16 protein-coding genes are annotated in these 19,318 nt (G+C 59.9%); 6 read left to right on the forward strand and 10 right to left on the reverse strand.

The genetic code is table 11. The features are described 5' to 3' along the window. The first annotated feature begins 36 nt into the window (after window positions 1-36). The 3 genes from ACOYW0_RS10225 to lysA all read left to right on the forward strand — a co-directional run bounded on the left by ACOYW0_RS10225 (window position 37) and on the right by lysA (window position 3,358). Window positions 37-1,449: a DEAD/DEAH box helicase gene (locus tag ACOYW0_RS10225; RefSeq protein WP_482418352.1), complete on the forward strand. Its 1,413-nt coding sequence runs from the start codon at window positions 37-39 to the stop codon at window positions 1,447-1,449. Window positions 1,450-1,565: 116 nt separating this feature from the next. After that, window positions 1,566-2,045, forward strand: a complete 480-nt coding sequence (locus tag ACOYW0_RS10230) for an Lrp/AsnC family transcriptional regulator (protein WP_482418353.1) — start codon at window positions 1,566-1,568, stop codon at window positions 2,043-2,045. Continuing rightward, entirely contained in the window at window positions 2,036-3,358 is a 1,323-nt protein-coding gene (lysA, locus tag ACOYW0_RS10235) for a diaminopimelate decarboxylase (RefSeq protein ID WP_482418354.1), read from the forward strand. Before ACOYW0_RS10230 ends, lysA begins: the two co-directional genes overlap by 10 nt. A gap of 70 nt (window positions 3,359-3,428) precedes the next feature. On the opposite strand, the gene ACOYW0_RS10240 is transcribed toward lysA, so the two are convergent. The 7 genes from ACOYW0_RS10240 to mnmG form a co-directional block, all read right to left on the reverse strand. Further along, window positions 3,429-5,603: an acetyl-CoA hydrolase/transferase C-terminal domain-containing protein gene (locus ACOYW0_RS10240; protein WP_482418355.1), complete on the reverse strand. Its 2,175-nt coding sequence runs from the start codon at window positions 5,601-5,603 to the stop codon at window positions 3,429-3,431. A gap of 318 nt (window positions 5,604-5,921) precedes the next feature. Beyond that, the gene (locus ACOYW0_RS10245) at window positions 5,922-8,018 is read right to left on the reverse strand and encodes a DUF3426 domain-containing protein (protein WP_482418356.1); all 2,097 of its coding nucleotides are present in this window, start codon (window positions 8,016-8,018) and stop codon (window positions 5,922-5,924) included. A gap of 56 nt (window positions 8,019-8,074) precedes the next feature. Next, window positions 8,075-8,593 carry a hypoxanthine phosphoribosyltransferase gene (gene hpt / locus ACOYW0_RS10250; protein WP_482418357.1) on the reverse strand — a complete coding sequence of 173 codons (519 nt, stop codon included), beginning with the start codon at window positions 8,591-8,593 and terminating at the stop codon, window positions 8,075-8,077. A 164-nt stretch (window positions 8,594-8,757) separates the two neighbouring features. Further along, on the reverse strand, window positions 8,758-9,645 hold the full coding sequence (locus ACOYW0_RS10255; protein ID WP_482418358.1) for a DnaJ C-terminal domain-containing protein: 888 nt from the start codon (window positions 9,643-9,645) through the stop codon (window positions 8,758-8,760). A gap of 178 nt (window positions 9,646-9,823) precedes the next feature. Beyond that, a complete protein-coding gene (locus ACOYW0_RS10260) occupies window positions 9,824-10,639 on the reverse strand; it encodes an ABC transporter permease (RefSeq protein ID WP_482418359.1) in 816 nt (271 codons plus the stop codon). Then, complete coding sequence (locus tag ACOYW0_RS10265) at window positions 10,636-11,256, reverse strand: ABC transporter ATP-binding protein (RefSeq protein WP_482418360.1); 621 nt, start codon at window positions 11,254-11,256, stop codon at window positions 10,636-10,638. The genes ACOYW0_RS10260 and ACOYW0_RS10265 overlap by 4 nt, the downstream gene beginning before the upstream one ends. Further along, complete coding sequence (gene mnmG, locus ACOYW0_RS10270; protein ID WP_482418361.1) at window positions 11,257-13,131, reverse strand: tRNA uridine-5-carboxymethylaminomethyl(34) synthesis enzyme MnmG; 1,875 nt, start codon at window positions 13,129-13,131, stop codon at window positions 11,257-11,259. It abuts the gene before it with no gap. A 245-nt stretch (window positions 13,132-13,376) separates the two neighbouring features. Between mnmG and mnmL the strand changes: the two genes are divergently transcribed. Next, window positions 13,377-14,321 (forward strand): tRNA modification radical SAM protein MnmL/YtqA, encoded by a 945-nt coding sequence (gene mnmL, locus ACOYW0_RS10275; protein ID WP_482418362.1) that lies wholly within the window; start codon window positions 13,377-13,379, stop codon window positions 14,319-14,321. A gap of 12 nt (window positions 14,322-14,333) precedes the next feature. Here the strand turns inward: mnmL and ACOYW0_RS10280 are convergent, their stop codons facing one another. Next, window positions 14,334-15,353, reverse strand: coding sequence for a glycosyltransferase family 9 protein (locus ACOYW0_RS10280; protein ID WP_482418363.1), 1,020 nt, complete (start codon window positions 15,351-15,353; stop codon window positions 14,334-14,336). 656 nt (window positions 15,354-16,009) lie between these two features. Next, window positions 16,010-17,644 carry an NAD+ synthase gene (locus ACOYW0_RS10285; RefSeq protein WP_482418364.1) on the reverse strand — a complete coding sequence of 545 codons (1,635 nt, stop codon included), beginning with the start codon at window positions 17,642-17,644 and terminating at the stop codon, window positions 16,010-16,012. 294 nt (window positions 17,645-17,938) lie between these two features. Between ACOYW0_RS10285 and ACOYW0_RS10290 the strand changes: the two genes are divergently transcribed. After that, entirely contained in the window at window positions 17,939-18,169 is a 231-nt protein-coding gene (locus ACOYW0_RS10290) for a hypothetical protein (protein WP_482418365.1), read from the forward strand. Window positions 18,170-18,171: 2 nt separating this feature from the next. Beyond that, window positions 18,172-18,372, forward strand: coding sequence for a hypothetical protein (locus ACOYW0_RS10295; protein WP_482418366.1), 201 nt, complete (start codon window positions 18,172-18,174; stop codon window positions 18,370-18,372). Here the strand turns inward: ACOYW0_RS10295 and ACOYW0_RS10300 are convergent. Continuing rightward, on the reverse strand, window positions 18,369-19,202 hold the full coding sequence (locus ACOYW0_RS10300) for a lysophospholipid acyltransferase family protein (protein WP_482418367.1): 834 nt from the start codon (window positions 19,200-19,202) through the stop codon (window positions 18,369-18,371). The genes ACOYW0_RS10295 and ACOYW0_RS10300 overlap by 4 nt on opposite strands. Window positions 19,203-19,318: the final 116 nt, after the last annotated feature.

Consider the following 19,318-nt stretch of genomic DNA (forward strand, 5'->3'; position numbering starts at 1 on the left):
CCGCCCAACCCCAAAGGGAGCCAGCTAAAAAAAACCGTGGAAATTCGTTTAGACAACCGGGCCACCCTCATCGCCCCCCCTGAGGAGCTGGCCGATACCGTCAAGCAGAACCTGACCCTTCCCAACCCCGTCTGGCAGGAAAACCAGCGCCGCGGCAGGTGGAACCGCGGGGTGGACAAGGACCTTCTTTTCTACGAAGAGACCGACGAGGGCTTAAGCGTCCCCAGGGGCTGCATGCGGATGCTCATCACCGCCTGCAGGCACCACAACGTGGCCTTCTCCCTTACGGACAACCGCAGGACATGCCCGGAGGTTGACTTTGAATTTGCCGGTTCCCTGCGCCCCTTTCAGGAAGAGGCCTGCAATGCGGTGCTGAAAAAAGAGTTCGGGGTCCTCACGGCCCCCACCGGCGCCGGAAAAACCGTCATGGCCCTCTACCTCGTGGCCCAGCGGCGCCAGCCCACCCTCATCGTGGTCCACACCAAGGACCTGGCCCGCCAGTGGATCGCCCGCATCGAATCCTTCCTCGGCATTCCCGAAAAAGAGGTGGGCCTCATCGGGGGCGGCACCTGCCGCTTGGGAGACAAGGTCACCGTGGCCATGGTCCAGTCCCTGTACAAACGTTCGGCCGAGGTGGCCCCCACCATCGGGCACCTCATCGTGGATGAATGCCACCGGGCACCCAGCCGCACCTTTACCGAAGCCGTAACCCGCTTTGACTCCCATTACATGACCGGCCTCTCGGCCACGCCCTGGCGGCGGGACAAACTCTCCCGACTCATCTTCTTCCATTTGGGGGAGTCCGCCTGGCAGATCGACAAGAGCCCCCTCATCGAAGAGGGGCACCTCCTCAAGGCCGAGGTGCGCTTCCGGCTCACCCCCTTCTATTCAGATATCGACGGAACCACCCATTATCCTAAGCTCATGGCGCAACTTACCGGTGATGCCGCCCGCAACGCCCTGATCGTCAAGGATATTTCCGAAGAGCTTCCCCACACCCAGGGCACCCTTCTGGTCCTCTCCGACCGGAAAGCCCACTGCGAAAACATGAAAACCCTGCTCTTCTACAACCACGGTATCGAGGCCGACCTCATCACCGGAGACCTCTCGAAATCAGCCCGAACCGAGGCCCTTGAACGCCTGGAAAAAGGAGAGACCCGGGTGCTCTTTGCCACCAGCCAGCTCCTGGGAGAGGGGTTTGACGCCAGCTGCCTGGCCACCCTGTTTCTCACCTATCCCATCCGCTTTTCCGGTCGGCTCATCCAGTACCTGGGGCGGGTCCTCAGGCCCGGAGAGGGCAAGGACAAGGCACTCATCGTGGATTACGTGGACGCTGAAATCGGTGTCCTGGAGTCTGCGGCCCGGGCCCGGCTCTCGGTCTACCGGTCCAACAGCATCGCCATTGCCGACGGTCCCCCACCGTCAGGGGACGACGTGATTAATTCTTGATAGACACTTTTTAACAGAATTATATTCTGCAGCATTACAAATAACCAGAACTATATTCTTGACACCTTCCTTCCGGGCGAGGTATCTTTGCTATAAACCATGGAGAGAACCCAATCATGACCCTTGACTGCATCAGCCTGACCATCCTGAAGATCCTTCAGGAAAAAGCCCGGATCCCCAACGTGGAAGTGGCCCGACGTGTCAACATGGCCCCTTCGGCTGTTCTGGAACGAATCCGCAAACTGGAAAACCAGGGCTACATCAACGGATACGAAGTCATTCTCAACCCCGAAAAATTCGGCAGGAGCCTTATCGCCTTCGTGGACCTGGCCGTGGACGATATCTCGCGCCTGGACGACGCCGGGCAACGCCTGGCCGCCCTGGACGAGGTCCAGGAGGTCCATCTCCTTTCGGGAAACACCGGCTTCCGCATCAAGGTCCGGGTAGAGGACACAGCCAGCCTGGCGGCGTTCCTTGCCAACCCCCTGGGCTCTCTTGAGGGGCTGCGCCCCACGGCCACCTCCGTGGCCCTGTCAACCTACAAGGAGACCTCCCAGATCCCCCTTTCCGCAAAGGAGTGTGACCCATGCCCATGAGCCCGGACTATACCCAACGCCTCACCCCCGCCCTGCAAGGCATCGCAGGCCACTACGGAACCCCCTTTCACATCTACGATGAAAAAGGCATCCGAGACACCTGCAGGGAGCTCAAAACGCTCTTTTCCGGCCTCCCCGGGTTCTGTGAATACTTTGCCGTCAAGGCTCTGCCCAACCCCGAAATCCTGAAGATTTTCAAGGACGAGGGATTCGGTTTCGACTGCAGCTCCACGCCGGAGCTGGACCTGGCCCGCATGGCCGGCGGCCGGGGCGAGGAGCTGATGTTCACCTCCAACAACACCAGCGAGGAGGAGTTTCTTGCGGCAGCGGCCGACGGCGGGTGCGTCCTGAACCTGGACGACATCACCCTCATCGACAAGGTGCCGGAGATGCCTGAGCTGATCTGTTTTCGCTACAACCCCGGAAACCGACGGACAGGCAACGAAATCATCGGAAACCCCATGGAGGCCAAATACGGGGTCAGCCACGACCAGCTCGAAGAGGCCTACCGCAAAGCCATGGACAAAGGGGCCACCCGCTTCGGCCTGCACACCATGCTCGCCTCCAACGAGCTGAACTACAGCTACATGGTGGAGACCGCCGCCATGCTCCTGGACCGCGTCCGGGCCTTGAGAAAAGCCCTGGGCATCACCTTTGAGTTCATCAACATCGGCGGCGGCCTGGGCATCCCTTACCAGCCCGATCAGGATGCTCTCGACGTCCGCGCCATGGCCGAGGAGATCACCGCCCTGTTCAAGGAATTCCAGGCCGAGGAAGGCTACATGCCCCGCTTCTACATGGAGAGCGGCCGCTTCATGGCAGGCCCCCACGGCGCCCTGGTGACCCGGGTGATCAACCGCAAAGAGACCTACCGCACCTACGTGGGCGTGGACGCCTGCATGTCTGCCCTCATGCGCCCCGGCATGTACGGCGCCTACCACCACATCACCGTGCCGTCCAAGGCAGACGCCCCCAACGACACCGTGGTGGACGTGGTGGGCTCCCTGTGCGAAAACAACGACAAGTTTGCCGTGCAACGCCCCCTGCCCGCCCTTGAGGACGGGGACCTTCTGCTCATCCACGACACCGGCGCCCACGGCCACGCCATGGGCTTCAACTACAACGGCAAGATGCGCCCCAAAGAGCTCCTCCTGGAGACCAACGGCGCTGTGCGCCAGATCCGCAGGGAAGAGACCTTCGAAGACTACACCGCCACCCTGAACTGCGACGCCGACCCGTACATGCCACAAACCACCCATGGCACACCTTGCCGCCGAAGGCTTTTTTTCAAGCCGTTCACCAACAGGAAATAAAAAAGGGGAGAGACCGCCAGGCGGTCCCTCCCCTTTTTTTTATGGTGTCGGCCTCAGGCCAAAGGCGTCATCAAATCGCCTTTGCACCCTCCAGGGCCAGCAGAACGACCTTCTGCATCACCTTCTCTTTCATGGTCTTGGGTGCGTCCAGATCGAGGCGCTTGAGGTAGGGACGGGCCGCTTCGGGCACCGGCGCCATCATCTTCTTGATAAGATCGCGTCCCAGGGCCACTTTTTTGTTTGCCCGGGACTTGAACCCTTTCAGGGCTTTGCCGATGATGATCTCCTCATCGGTGAAGTCCGTGCCAAAGGGGAAGGCCTGGAACAGCCCGTTTTGGCGATGGGGGACCAGGATTTTCTCAAGGCGATCGGGGGTGTTGTTCCGGAAGGCTTCGGGGATCTCGTAGTCCGCAGGAACCTTGCCCTTGGCCTTGGCCGTGTCCAGAAGCTGCTGCTGGAACCGGGAGTCTGCGATGCAGATCAGGCGGGTCATGGCCACGTGGTCCTGCTGGCCCCTTAAGTCGGCGATGCCGTACTCCGTCACCACGATGTCCCGCAGATGACGGGGAATGGTGGTGTGGTTGTACTGCCACACGATGTTGGAGGTGGCACCGGCTCCGGAGCCGCGCGTGCTTCGTACCATGGTGACAGCTCGGCCGTCGGGCAGGGCGTGGGCCATGGAGATAAAGTTGTACTGCCCGCCGGGCCCGCTGATGATGCGGTGGTCGTCCAGGCCGTCGGCCACGGTGGCGCCGTTGAGCATGGCCATGAGGGCTGCGTTGATGAAGCGCCCGTGCTTGCGCTGGGCCACGCGCAGCTGGTAATCGTCCCCGTAGAGCTGGTTGATGAAGGCCACGCTGCGCATGTCGATGAGCTTGAGCTGGTCTTCCGGCAGGGCCTTGAGGGTCTCGTAAAAGGCCTCGGGCCCCACGAAGAACCCGGCGTAGATCACCACGGCCTGGTCCAGACACTCGCCCAGGCAGCCCGCGATCACCGCGTCACGGTTGGCCGCATCGGAAAGATCTGCTGAGTAGCGGGTGTCGCCGTCCACCAGCTCGTCGCCTTCAAGGACAATCCCCTTCTTGAAAATGCCGAAGGCCGTGAGAAAGGTCACGTCCTTTTCTCGAAGCTGGGGCCGGATCACCTCACGGTCCAGCAGCACGTTGAGCATTTCAGGGGTCACCTCTTCGGTGATGGTCCCTTCGTTGAGGAGGGTCTGGAGGTCCAGGTGCTCGTAGACCTTGCGCTTGAGGACCCCGCACTTGAAGAGCTCGATGAGGGTGTCCACGAACATTTCCGTGGAGCTCATGAGCCCCTCGTCGAACACGTCGAGGCCGCCCCACTCCTCAATGAGAGTCCCGTACCTTTCCATGACGCCCAGCTCGCTCATGACGGACTTGTAGGCGTCATTTTCCGTGTGACGCATCATGATCCCCGCCACAATGGCATCCCCCAGGGAGCCGATGCCCACCTGCAGGGTCCCGCCGTCCTTGACCAGGGCACTGGCGTGGAGGCCGATCATCCAGTCCGTGGTGCTCACGGATTCTTTGGGAGCGCGGAAGATCTTGAACTCGTAATCGGGGTTCTCGATGATCATGTCGTAGTGACCGGGCTCTACCACGGCGTCCCCGTACATGAAGGGCATGTCCCCATTGACCTGACCGATGATGGCCCGGGGAATGCCGTCCCCTTCGCTGGCCCGGATGTACTCGGCCCCGTCCAGGTGGGTGTCCGGGTTGCAGCCCATGGAGAGAAAGGTCTTGCCGTCGATCTCTTTTTTGGCCACCAGCTGGGAGATGACGTTGGCCCCCTGTAGCAACCCGTCCCGGATGGCGTGGGTGTAGTTGGAGCCCAGGTAGTGCTGCTGGGCATGGGGACAGTTCATGAACTGGGCGGTCTTGTTGTAGAACTCCACCAGCTCGAAATTTTTCGGAATTTCGTTTTTGCGAAGGTCGCCGATGTAATCAAAATCGGGAAAATCCCCCCAAATGCGCTCCACAAGGGGTTGCATGAAGCGCCGCTCCAGGTCGTTGCCCCAGGAGGGCTTTTCCAGGGTCACGGCGGTGATGAGGGTGAGGTGCATGGAGGGGTCGGTCTTGAGCCTCCGATAGATGGCGTTAACCAGATGGTTCGGTTTGCCCACGGCCAGCGGGACAGCCATGATGATCTTCTTGCCCACCTTGGCCACCAGATCATCAACACATCGTTCCACATCCTGATAATAGACAGGTTCTCTTGTTTCCATAACTCTCTCCTGCTTCCTTACCTTCAGCCCCTCCTGATTGGGCTGTCCCCTTCGGGGCTTCCCATCCCCTCCGGCGAAATGATTCCTTGATTACATAAATAGAATTAAAATTCTATAATACAACCCGGTGAGCTTGTAAATCACAATTCCCCTGCGAAACGCCACAAAACGTTTCTTACATGATTGCCCTTGCTTTACAAATGACCCTTTAATGTATCAATGTTCACCGCCTTTCCAAACAAAAACCCCATGCCGAGCAGCGCTCGGCATGGGGTCTTTTTCAAAAACAGTGCCTCGGGTCAGGGCCCGGAGGTTCGGCTACTTGATGGCGGCACCCTCCTTTGAGGTCTTGACGACGACGGCAAATTTCGCCAGATCTTCGGGGTACTTTTCAAACACCACCATGATGGGCACCAGTTGACCCGGGCTGACCCGCGCGTTGTTGTTTTCCCTGCCCAGGGTGGTCTTGAGTCTCTGATCGATCTCTTCCATGCTCAGAGTCGCCAGTTCGGCGTCTGTCATGGTGTTGCCCGCATAGAACTCTTTGGAACGGACCTCCACATTTTCTTTGTTGTAGAGAAGGCCCACAAGGCCAATGGAGTGCCGGGTGGTTCCGTAGTTGTTGCGCACCTTGCCGGTGATCACAAACAGATCTCCCAGATCGGAGCTTACCACAAACCGACCGGTGAGATCCTGAGTCTGGATATGGAGGCTTCCGTCGGGATCTTTCTCCGGGGGTTTCACCCAATCGCTCACCAGGGGAATCCCTAAACCGAAAAGGGTTTCACGGGCCTTTTCCACGGCGTTGATGGTGGGAATGGCCACGCCCGTCCGGTCCTGAATCTCATCCCGCATGGCGTAAACACCCACGAGGATGGCAAAGAGAAGGACCAGCACCAGGAGAATGGTAAGGAAAATACGCAAGCCGCTTCCCCGGCCACCGTCCCTGGCATGGCTTCGGGAGGCCTTGGATGGTGCCTCGGGCTCCGGTTCGGACTCGGGCTCATCAATGCGAATGGCTTCAGCCACCGGTTCGGGTGCAGGCGCCACAGGGGCGGACACGGGCACGGCGGCAACGGCCTCTTCCGCCTCCGGGGCAAGGTCCAGCTCAAGCTCAAGGTCCACCTCCCCGCTGACATTGGCTTCCACATCCAGGGGGGCGTCGTCTTTTTCGAGCATCGCCTCGATATCACTGAAATCCGAATCGTCCAGGGTGTCTTTCTCCAGGGGATCGAACTCCTGGGTCTTTTCATCGCCCTTGAAGTCAAAGTCGAGTTCCAGCTCGATATCGTCGTCTTCCGGGTGAGCCTCACCGGCAGCGGGTTCCTCCTGAAGAAGGCCCTCCAGCTCCGAAAGGTCCAGCTCTTCATCCAGGGAGCTCTCCAAAGAAGCCTGCAGGGGCTCCTCGTCACCCAGGTCGAGATCCAGGTCGAGTTCCATGAACCCTTCCTCGGCGTCGGTGTGGGCAGTGCCTTTGGGCGTCTCTACGGGGCCGTCGTCCAGAGAAAGGTCCAGTTCATCCAGCCCTCCCATGCTCAAGGCAGCTGCGTCGCCGTCCCCTGCGGAAAGTGCCGGGGACTCGGCATCTCCCACAAGCTCCACGTCGCCTGCCCCTCCGTCCAGGGAGAGAGCCATTTCGGAAAAATCAAACTCCTCTTCCGGAGCGGCAGCCTCTTTGGCGGTATCGCCCTCCGGGACACCCAGGGCCGCCTCCAGGTCAGAGAAGTCGAGGTCGTCGTCAAACACGGGGGCATCCACCGTCCCATCGTCATCCAGGGAGAGGCTCACATCGGCAAAATCAGACGCCTCCTGGCCGGGGCCCTCTGCTTCCACCCCGGCAAGGGACTCTTCCAAGCCTGAAAAATCGAGGGTCTCCTCGACTTCGCTCCCCTCGGCCGGAGCCGCAGGCGCCGGGCCTTCGTCCAGGGAAAGATCCAGGTCCAGATCGGCCAGGTCGAACTCAGAAAGATCCAGGTCCTCGGGCATGCCCATGTCCGGGCTTGCCTGGAGATCCAGATCCCCCAAGCCCAGGTCATCGAGATCGATATCGTCTATGGACTCCGCAGGGGTGTCCTCGGCAACGGGCTCAGGTGCCGGTGCCTCGGCGGGCGGCGTTGCCGCTTCCGGAGCGGCCTGTTCACCCGGCTCGTCCTCTTCCAACCCGAACAGGCGGTCCAGCTCCCGGTTGAGTTCGTTTTGCAGGTCGTCGCCTTCATCAAGATTTCGTGGAGCAGGGGCCGCGGGTGCCTCGGCCGGAGGGGCCTGGGGAGGCTCCTCAACGGACGGGGCCGCCGTCTCCGGAAAGACTTTGAACACGTGTTTGCAACTTGAGCATCGTACCTTGCTGCCCGTGGGTTTGATCAGCTTATCATCCAGAACGAACCTGGAATCACACTCCTGACACGTGATAATCATGTGCGCGTCCCCTTTTTCATCATGCGAATGCAACCCATCCTGTCGATCGGCCCTGTTTACATTTCCAAATGGTAAATAGCGGGAAGGTTCCGATAATCTTCGGCGTAATCCAGGCCGTACCCAACCAGAAACCCTTCAAGGATCTCGTGGCAGGCATAATCCACCTGGACGTCCATGGCGCGGCGTTCCTTCTTGTCCAGAAAGGCACACACCTTGACACTTCGGGCGCCTTTTTCCTTGAGGTAGTTCACGATGAACCGCAAGGTCAGCCCTGTGTCCACAATGTCTTCCACAACCAGAACATCCATTCCGGTGACATCGAGGTCCAGCTCTTTGGTGACTGTGGTCGTCCCGGAAGATTCGGCACTTTTGCCGTAGCTGGAGACGCCGAGGAACCCGATTTGTACCGGAACCGTAATCTCACGAGCCAGGTCGGCCATGAAAATGAAGGCCCCTTTCAAGGCACCCACCAGGGCCAGCTTGCCGCCCTGGTAGTCATGGGAGATAACTTCCCCCACTTCGGTGATACTTCTAGCGATTTCTTCTTTCGAAAGTACTTCAATAAGTTCGGACATTCTGATTACTTTATCATTACTTTATCCCTTACGCCACACCTGATTACAGACCGGCGTCCGCAAGAGAGTATATGTTCACGCGTTATGAATCGGCGGTACCGAAGATAAACATCCGTCTCATGGCCGTATCGCAAAATCAACAGGATGTCAATCATTTTAAGCCATTACAGCCCGTTTTTCGCCAGATCCTCTACTGCCGCCCGCTGACTGTCCGTCAGGGTTTTCGGAAGGGAGACACCGATTCGAACAAACAGGTCGCCTTTGCCCTCCCCTTTCATTTCAGGCAATCCCTTGCCTGGAATTCGCATCTTTGTCTTGTGCTGGGTGCCGGCGGGCACCCTGAGGTTGATCTCGCCACCGTCCAGGGTGGGCACGGTGATGGTGGTCCCCAGGAGCGCTTCAGACACCCGGATGTCGGTGTCGTAAATCACGTTCTGGCCGTCGGGGAAAAAGCCCTTTGCCCCCACCACGCGGGACCGGATGTACAGATCACCGGCAGGGCCGCCGTACGGGCTGGGCTCCCCTTTGCCGGAAAGCCGGAGTTTCTTACCGTCCACCAGGCCTTTGGGAATGCGCACATTGATGGTGGACGCCCCGCCACCAACGGAGAGGGAACGGGTGGTCCCGGTGTAGACCTCTTCCACGGTGAGGCTGATCTCCAGGGTCCGGTCCTCGCCCTTGACCTGGCGCCGGCTCTGGAATCCGCGGCCTCCGCCACGGCCGCATCCGCCGTTGCTGAACCCGCCGTTGCCAAATCCACCACCGCCAAAGCCAAACTCCCGAAAGATGTCTCCGAGATCAAAGCCCCTGAAAATATCTTCCTGACTGTATCGCTGCTGAAACCCCGAGGCCCCGAAGGTATCGTACTCCTTGCGCTTGGCCGGATCGCTGAGCACAGCGTAGGCCTCGCTGATCTGCTTGAACTTGTCCTCGGCGGCCTTGTCTCCCTTGGTCTTGTCGGGATGGTATTTCATTGCCAGCTTGCGGTACGTCTTCTTAATCTCGTCGTCGGAGGCGCCTCGTTCAACGCCCAGTACTTTGTAGTAGTCCATTTCGTTTGATCCAATCGCAAGAGCCCGGCACGGGAAGAAACCCTCTTCTTCCCCGGGGTCGGGCCATACGTTATTACCATGTTGTCACCCGGTTTGCTCACCTGCCGGAGATCCAAACGCTTTCGATACAAGGAAAATAGGGCCAATGGCCCCAGGTGTCAAGGACGTCGCCACAATCTTAGCCACCGCGGCCGCCGGCCTTGACGAGGCGGTCCAGACGAAGCCTCTGCCGGTCGTCGAACAGACGCCTGGCCCCAACGGAAACAGCCAGGACCGCACCAAAACCCGTGCCGGCACTGACAATGAACATAATGAGAATCTGATACTTTACGGCCTCCATGGGAGGGCTCCCCGCCAGGATCTGACCGGTCATCATCCCGGGAAGGCTCACGATACCGGCCACGGCCATGGCATTCAAGGTGGGGATCATGGCACTCCGGATGCTCTCTCGCCGGATCTCCCCAACGGCCTCATCCCAGGTCTGACCAAGGAGCAGGCGCCCTTCAATGACGGCGCTGTCCCTCCAGGCCGTGGAGGTGAGGCGCTCCATGCCGATGGCGATGCCCGTCATGGTATTGCCCAGCATCATGCCCAAAAGGGGAATGGCGTACTGGGGGGCATACCAGGGATCGATACGGATCACGGTGGAGAGCACCAGGCAGGTGATGGAAAACGAAGAGAGGGTCATGGCGGCCGTGCCCGTGGCAAACCCCCAGGGACCGGTAAAACGCCGGGTCTGGCGGCTCATGACCTCACGTCCTGCCGTGGTCACCATGATCACGGCGATGCCAACCAAAAGCAGGGGATGGGCGTGGTCAAAAAGGGTCTTGAGAACCATCCCCACCAGGAGAAGCTGCAAGGTGGTGCGCACGGCGGCCACAACGATCTGACGGGTCACCCCCAGCTCCATGCGAAAGGAGAGCAGGGCCAGGGCCACCACCAGAAGGGCGGCAATGGACAGGTCCACCGGGGAGAGCGCGATCACCGAATTCATCGGCACACCTCCCCGCCGGCTTCGCGCAGCACACCGTCCGCATCAAAGGAGACCACCCGCTGCGCCACGCGGTTGAGCTGATCCACGGAGTGCCCCACCCAGATCACCGGCGCCCGGTGCGCCTGAGCATAATCCTGGATCAGCGACTCCACCCGCCGGGTGCTCTCGCCGTCCAGGTTGGCCGTGGGCTCGTCCAGGAGCAGGGCCTGGGGTCGGCGATCCAGAAGACGAAGCAGGGAAAGGCGTTGGCGCTCTCCGCTGGAGAGACGCTTCACCGGCCAGGAGAGGACCTCCTCGCGGAGCCCCAGTACCTCGGGACGCACCGCCTCCGGCGTCAAAAAATGTTGGGCGACCCCGTCGGCCCACCAGGCGCTCTCGCTGGGCAACAACCCCACCATGCGCCGCCACTCGGAAGCGCAAAGGGCATCGCGAGCCGTGGTTCCCAGGCTGACTCGCCCGTCATGGGGTTCCATGTCCGCCACGGCACGCAAAAGGGAACTCTTGCCAATGCCCGAGGGGCCGGACACCCCCACGCATGTTCCTGCGGGCACCGTAAGCCGCACCGGGCCCAGGCCTCGTATGACCAGGTCGTCAATGATCAGGTCGCCGCCCTGCACTTAGTTTCCTCCAAGCCTTTTTAGGTGGATCATGAGAACCGAAAGGGCTGCCGGCGTGATGCCGTCGATACGCGACGCCTGCCCCAGGGAGACCGGCCGTACCTCCATGAGCTTGGCCCGCAGCTCGTTGGAGAGGCCGTGCACCTCCTCAAAGCGAAAATCCTCGGGGATGCGGATCTTTTCCATGTGCTTGAACTTTTCAATCTCGGCCAGCTGGCGATCAATGTACCCCTCGTACTTCACCTCGATCTCCACCTGCTTGGCCACCCGGGCCTCCACCGGGGGCTCGGCAGGGGCCACGGTCTCCACCACATCGTAGCCCACCTTGGCCCGCTTGAGGATCTGGTCCAGGGGTGCCCCGGTCTTGAGGGGGGCGGAATCCCGGGCTTGAAGGTAAGCGTTGATCTCCGGGGAGGGTTTCACCACCACACGCCGGATCCGACCCATCTCACGGTCGATGGCCGCCTGCCGCTCGCGGACCTGCCGCACGGTGTCCTCGCTTACCAGGCCCAGGTCGTAGGCAATCTCGGTGAGCCGGAGGTCGGCGTTGTCCTCCCGCATCATCAGCCGGTACTCCGCCCGGGAGGTAAAGATGCGGTAAGGCTCCAGGGTGCCCCGGGTGATGAGGTCGTCCACCATCACCCCCATGTATCCCTGGGAACGGTCCAGCACAAAGGGAGGCCGGCCCATGACCTTCAAGGCCGCGTTGACGCCGGCCCAGAGTCCCTGGGCAGCGGCCTCCTCGTACCCGGAGGTGCCGTTGATCTGCCCGGCCAGGAAGAGCCCGTCGATTTTTCTGGTCTCCAGGGAGGGACGCAGCTGCACGGGGTTCACGTAGTCGTATTCGATGGCGTAGCCGGGGCGGATGATCTCCGCCTCTTCAAAACCGGGTATGGAGCGCACAAAGGGGATCTGAAGGTCCACGGGCAGGCTGTTGCCCAGCCCCCCGATGTACATCTCCCGGGTGTCGATCCCCTCGGGCTCCAGGATCACCTGGTGGGAGACCCGGTCGGGAAACTTCACGGCCTTGTCCTCAAAAGAGGGGCAGTAGCGGGCCGACACCCCCTTGATGGTGCCACAGTAGAGGGGAGAACGGGCGAGGTTCTCCATAACAACATTGCGGGTGGCCTCGGTGGTGTGACCGATGAAACTGGGCAGCTGGGGCAGGGGGGCGTGGGTGGATGAAAAAGAGAAAAAGCAGGGGGTCTCGTCGGCCCGGTGCTCCTCCAGCTGAGAGTAATCGATGGTATCCCGGTGAACCCTCGGCGGGGTCCCGGTCTTCATGCGCCCCATCTCCAGGCCCAGCTCCTTCATGGAGGCTGCCAGGCCGTAGGAACCGAACTCACCGGCACGCCCGGCCTTAATGGCACACTCCCCGATATGGACGAGGCCGCCCAGAAAGGTCCCTGCGGCGATGACCACGGCCCCGGCCCCGTAGCCGAAGCCGGTCTGGTCCACCACCCCTGTCACCGCGCCACCTTCCACCACAAGGCGCTCCACCATCCCCTGCTTGAGGTGCAGGTTGGCCTGGCCTTCGAGAACCGCTTTCATGGTACGATGGTAAATGTTCTTGTCGTTCTGGGTCCGGGTGGAGTGAACGGCGGGCCCCTTCTTGGTGTTGAGGGTTTTGAACTGAATGGCCGAGGCATCCGAGGCCTTGCCCATCTCCCCGCCCATGGCGTCCACCTCCCGTACCAGGTGCCCCTTGGCCGTGCCGCCGATGGACGGGCTGCAGGGCATGGACGCCACCTTGTCCAGGTCTATGGCCAGAATCAGGGTGGAAAGCCCCATGCGGGCCGAGGCCAGCGCCGCTTCACACCCGGCATGGCCGCCCCCCACCACAATCACATCATATTTTCGTGTCGTTGATACCATCTCTCGCCTGCTCGTTTGTCTGCCAGAAGGATCAAACAACCGGAGATCATTTTTCATTTCGACCTCTCCGGCCGTTCGATGTATGATGGGCCTCTGCCGGGGGATAGCCCCAACGCAAAAAGCCGGTTTTCACCGACTGAGCCCATCGGCAGCTCCGGGGGCCCGCGTGGCGCAGGATCCCGAAACGCCATCACATTTTTACGATCATCCCCTTAATATATTATCGGGTTTCAAGCAAGGTCAATATGAACGCAACACAGGCAAAACGGTACACAGATCTCAACAGCCACCTTAAAGAACGCTTCGGCAAACGGGTGCAGAAACTCACCGTGGACGCGGGCTTCACCTGCCCCAACCGAGACGGGCACACCGGAACCGGGGGGTGTATTTTCTGCAACGAAAAAGGATCGGGCAACGGAGCGCACCTGCTGGGCACCTCGGTGTCGGAACAGATCCGGCAGGGGCGCCTTGCCCTGTTCAAACGCTACAAGGCAAAGCTCTTTCTGGTCTACTTTCAGGCCTACAGCAACACCTACGCCCCTGTGCAGCGCCTGAAGGCCCTCTACGACGAGGCCCTGGCCTTTGACGACGTGGTGGGTCTGGCCATCGGCACAAGGCCCGACTGCGTGGACGAAGAGAAGCTGGCCCTGCTGGACGCTTATTCCAAGGAGAGGCTCGTCTGGATCGAGTACGGCCTCCAGTCCGCCCACGACACCACCCTGGCCGCCATCAACCGGGGCCATGACGTGGCCTGTTTCAAAGAGGCCGTGGCCCTCACCCGAAAAACAGCCCCTGAAGTCAAAATCTGCGCCCACATCATCCTGGGGCTCCCCGGAGAGAGCCGGGAGATGATGCTGGAGGGGGCCCGGATCCTGGCGGACCTGGGCGTGGACGGGGTCAAGCTGCACCTCCTGTACGTGGTCAAGGACACCCCTTTGGACACCCTCTACCTGAACGGGGACTACACCTGCATGGAAGAGGACGACTATGTGGAGACCGTGTGCGACTTCCTGGAGCTGCTTCCCCCGGAGATGGTGATCCAGCGCCTCACCGGCGACCCCCATCGCGATGAGCTTCGCGCCCCCCAGTGGCCCCTGAAAAAAGGGACCACCCTGGCCCGCATCCAGGCCACCTTAGAGAGCAGGGGCACCTGCCAGGGCTCCCGGTACATCAAGCCGGAGAACGCATAGCGACAACGCAAATCACGCCAGGGCGCCTTTGATGGCATCCACAATCTGCTCAGTTGACGGTACCGCCCCGTCGGCCTGCATCACGATATGGTGACGGCCGTCCAGGGGCGTGTAGCGAAAGGGCACCGAGGAATAAAAAACGCCGACACTGGGGGTGTGGGTAGCCACGGCCACGTTGCGCACCCCCGTGTCCGGAGAGACAACCAACCGGGCCCTTGCGACCCTGTCGATCAACCCGTCCAGGGGCAGACAGGGCTGGATCGACACATTGCCCCGTTCCGTCAGGCCGAGAAAACAATCCCCTTTTTCGTAGTCGTTTTTCCCCTCCAGGTAGACATGCTGGTACTCGGGAAGCTCCCGGGAGGCGAGCTCAAGGACCTCTTTCATCTGTGCCTGGGGCAGTATTTTCAAAACCGACGAGGCGCCATTGAAATAGAGAATGGAGGGAGCGGGGCGGGACGGGTCGTACAACGCCAGGTGACTGGGGTACCCGAAATCCAGGGGGCGCGAGGGATTGTGCCCCAGAAGTTTCAGCATGTCCAGCATGCACTCCAGCTCCGGCTGAAAGTCGGAACGGAAAACGGCCACGTTGTAGAGAACCCCGTAAAAATAGGATTTGTAAGGAAAGCCGAATTTCAGCGTCGCCTTGCTTAAGAGAGTCATCCACCGGGACCGGCTGGTCCCTGCAATATCAAAGATGATGTCTTGATGCGGGAGCTGCCTGAGGTCCCGGAACCGCTCCAGGGGGCTCATCTCTCTCTTTTGCTCCCGGCCTGCCACGATGATCGTGGTGTCGGCCAAATCGGACGGGATGCCGTATCGATAGTTGGACACGCCAACCAGGGTGATCTCGGCATTGGGAAAAAATTTTCTGACTTCGATGAGAAAGGGCCGGGCGATGACCTGGTCCCCCAGAGCCGCATGGCGGATAACGGCAATGTTCTTGATTTTTTTTCGGGAAAAGTCTTTTTCAATATATCGGCGCGCTTTTTTGGAGGCATACCCGCCGCGCTGAAACCATAAATGATTCATGTCGGATTATCCAATACACGTATCGATTACAACCGTTTACCACAACTGCTTCCGATATGGACACTTCACATCAAACCAATTACAGACTGACTTCATATGTGCTTATCAATAAACATTGATAACAACGAAAAACCTAAAACACAAGAAATTCAAAAAGTGGACGTTGACACAAAGAAAAATGGTGCTGCGTATTGTCGGACTTTATGACACCACACCCATAAAATCCGACAATACGTGCCAGAAGGGAATTCCTGAAATGAAAGAAGAAAGGGCCAGGAGCTGCGTACCTGACAGTTTTCCGTCGCGGGCCTTGGCACCGGTCACGGGCAGCAGGTGGGCCGTTTGTCGGTGGGGGCGCCGGGGTGGATGCACGATGCCGAACTAAGTTCGCATCGAAGTACACCCCGTCGCTTTGTTGGAGATTATATGCAGCCCCCCCGGGCTTTGTACATAGAGTAATGCATTCATTTACCTAGGGGATCCCCCCAAGCCCATCCGTGTAACGGCTCAAAGCACTGCAAATTCGAGCATTCAAGGGCATCAAAGGCATTGTTTTTACGGCCCCTTGCCTTTACTACCCCGTCAGTCGAGGACAGAAACAGACCCGAGACAAAAAAGAAAATCCCGTGCTCCATCCCCCATCGGGTAGTACGGCATCAGATCCGCTTGGCAATGGGATAACGTCGCCCGCTGCCAAAGGCCTTGGCCGTCACCCGAAGCCCCGGGGCCGCCTGCTGGCGCTTGTATTCGTTGATCTCAACCCGCCGGACCACATCGGCCACCACCGCCGCGTCAAACCCCATGGCCTCGATCTCCGCAGGTGCCTTTACCTCCTCCACATAGGCGTGCAAAATGGCATCCAGCACCTCGTAAGGGGGCAGCTCATCCTGATCGGACTGGTCGGGCCTGAGTTCTGCCGACGGCACCTTGTCGATGATTCGCTGGGGGATCACCTCCCCATTGCGGTTTACATACCGGGAGATATCCCACACAAGGGTCTTGGGTACATCGGAGATGACGGCCAACCCCCCGTTCATGTCCCCGTAAAGGGTGCAGTATCCCACGGCCAGTTCGGACTTGTTGCCGGTGGTGAGCACCAGGGCGCCGGTCTTGTTGGAGAGGGCCATGAGCAGGGTGCCCCGGACCCGGGCCTGGATGTTCTGCTCGGTGACACCGTGCTCCTCCCGACAGAACACCTCCGACGCCCCCAAAAAGGCATCAAACATGGGAGCGATGGGCACCACATCGTACTGGGTCCCCAGATTCTCTGCCAGGGACCGGGTATCCACGTCGTTGTCCGAGGAGGTGTACTCCGACGGCATAAAGACCGTGGAGACATTCTCGCCCCCCAGGGCGTCGGCGGCAACCGCAGCGGTGAGGGCCGAGTCAATGCCACCGGAGAGCCCGATGACCACTTTCTTGAAACCGCACTTGGTGACGTAATCCCGGGTGCCCATGACCAGGGCGCGGTAGACCTCTTCCTCCACGCAGGAAGGGGCCGCGGCAATGCGCTGAGGGCTCTTCTCCATGGGCTCGAAGACCAGAAGATCCTCCTCGAAGGAGGCGCCACGGGCGGCCAGGGTGCCGTCATCGTGAAAGCCCAGGCTTCCCCCGTCAAAGAGCAGGTGATCGTTGCCCCCCACCTGGTTGACGTAACACACCGGCACCTTGTGGCGACGGGCCACCGAAGAGATGAGTGTCTCGCGAAAAGCGGGTTTCCCGGCGTTAAAGGGGGATGCCGAAATGTTGATGAGCAGCTCAGCCCCCTTTTCGCAGAGGTCTGACACAGGATCCACGCGATACTTCCGGGAGGAGAATACTTCCTTGTCGTTCCACATGTCCTCGCAGATGGTGATGCCGAGCCGCACCCCGTTCCACATCACAGGATGGGACTCGCTGCCCGGTTCAAAGTACCTGCGCTCATCGAACACGTCATAGGTGGGCAACAGCCGTTTCCGGACCTTGTGGAGCACCCGGCCGTCTTCAAAGAGAAGGGCTGCGTTGTAGAGGTTGTTCTCCCCTGGTTCGCCGTTTCTCTCCACATACCCGAGAAGAACGGCAATGCCCCGGACCCGTTCCATGAGTCGCTCAACGGCCTCCAGGTTGTCCGCAATAAAGGAGCGCCTCTCCAGAAGGTCGCGCGGCGGGTACCCGCTCACGGCAAGCTCCGGAAAAACCACCAGGCGGCACCCCGCCTCCCTGGCCTTGGCCGCAGCCGCCTCCATTTTTCGGCAATTGCCCTCAAAATCTCCGATGACCGGATTGATCTGCCCTGCTGCTATTCTCACCATATTCATGCTTCCGTGCTTGTTCCGCTTTTCCAATCACGCCCCGCCGTCGCAGAGCCCCTATCCATTTGAATTTTTGACATATTGTGTCTATGCCGCCATTCTTCACCCGGATAGTATCCCACCTAAGCCACCGCGGTCAAACCCTATTCATACCAAGGGCTTGTTCCAACCACAGCGGGGTATCTTTCAGCCACAGGGTGTGCTATAGTCTCCTGCCTACCGAGCAGATATCCCAAGATGCCGTATTGTATAAAAAAAGAGCCCAAAGGGCTCCAACACAGTGACTGAGACGCCATGAACACCACACACCACCGCTTAAAATCCACGGCCATGGCCGTTACCGCCTGGCTCCTGGTCCTTGCCGGGGCGGGCACCCTTGTGCCCTGGACACAGGCCACGGAACCCAATGTCATCGGTTACCGCTCCCTCTGCTCCTTCGCCCCTTTCTCCACCCTCATCTGCCTCATGGGTGCCAACATCCTGCTGACCCTTCGAAAACGCCTCACCGCTGAGTCAGAGGAGTAGTCGTGCCGAAAATAATCCGACTCTGTTTTATCGGGGCCCTCCACGCCACCTGCTACCTGTGGCTGATTCCGCAGGTCATCATGCCCCGTTTCGGCTCCACGGGCTCCAGGGCGGCCGTGGCCTGCGTGGTGACCCTCTCCCTGATTCTGGTCACCCTCATGTTCCGCAAGAAAAAACAACCGGAAAAAAAGACCGGGCGTTAAACGTCTTCCAGTTCCGTGCGGATCGTGTTGCGCACGCGGTTGACAATGGCACCCAGTTCCTCTTTTTTGTAGGCCCGGACATCCACCGGGTCATGGACCACAAGGGAAACGCCCCCGGGCATCAACTCGGTGCTCCCCTTGGGAAGAATGTCGCGGGTCCCCTTGATGGTCACGGGAAGGATGGGCAATCCCAGGTCATGGGCAAACCGGAAAGCCCCTTTCTTAAAAGGATTGAGGCTGCCGTCGTCGCTACGGGTCCCTTCGGGAAAGAAGATCACCGAGGTGCCCCCCCGGACTTTTTTGCGGGCGTGGTTGAGGGTGGAGACGGCCTTTGCGCTGTCGCTGCGATCGATGAAGATATGGCCCATGCTCTTGCAGACCCAGCCGATGAGGGGAACCTTCTCCAACTCTTTTTTCATCACCCACTTGATATCCAGGCCGAGCCAGCCGTAGAGGACATAGATGTCGTAGTGGCTCAGATGGTTGGCCACCACCACGTAGGAGACACCGTCCCGGATCGTCTCCCGACCCGACACCGACACCCACATGGGGGTCATGAAGCTGTTGACCCGGGCCCAGAAGGTGGCGATGGTTTTCGACGCGAAGTTTGGGGAGACGGTCACGGAAAGCAGCACGGCCAGGGGAGCCAGCACCAGGGTGGAGAGCCCCAGAAACGGCACCACCACACCCCATCGGTAGGGCCAGTACAAAAAGCGACCGAACCGCCCCCACACCCGGTCCCATGCACACTCCACGTTGCCGCCCCACTCTTCTGCGTATCGCCTGAGGGCGGCCTCCACACTGTTTTTTGTCCCGTTGCCCATTGCCATTGTCTCTCTCCTGCGGGGATCCTGCACCCAAAAAATAATCATTGGCCGCGGGGACATAGTACGCACGTTCCCGCGATCTTAGTTTTCCACAGCCATGCCAGAGGGTCTGCGACAAA

It is taken from the genome of Desulfoluna sp. HI9BLuna (assembly GCF_056829775.1).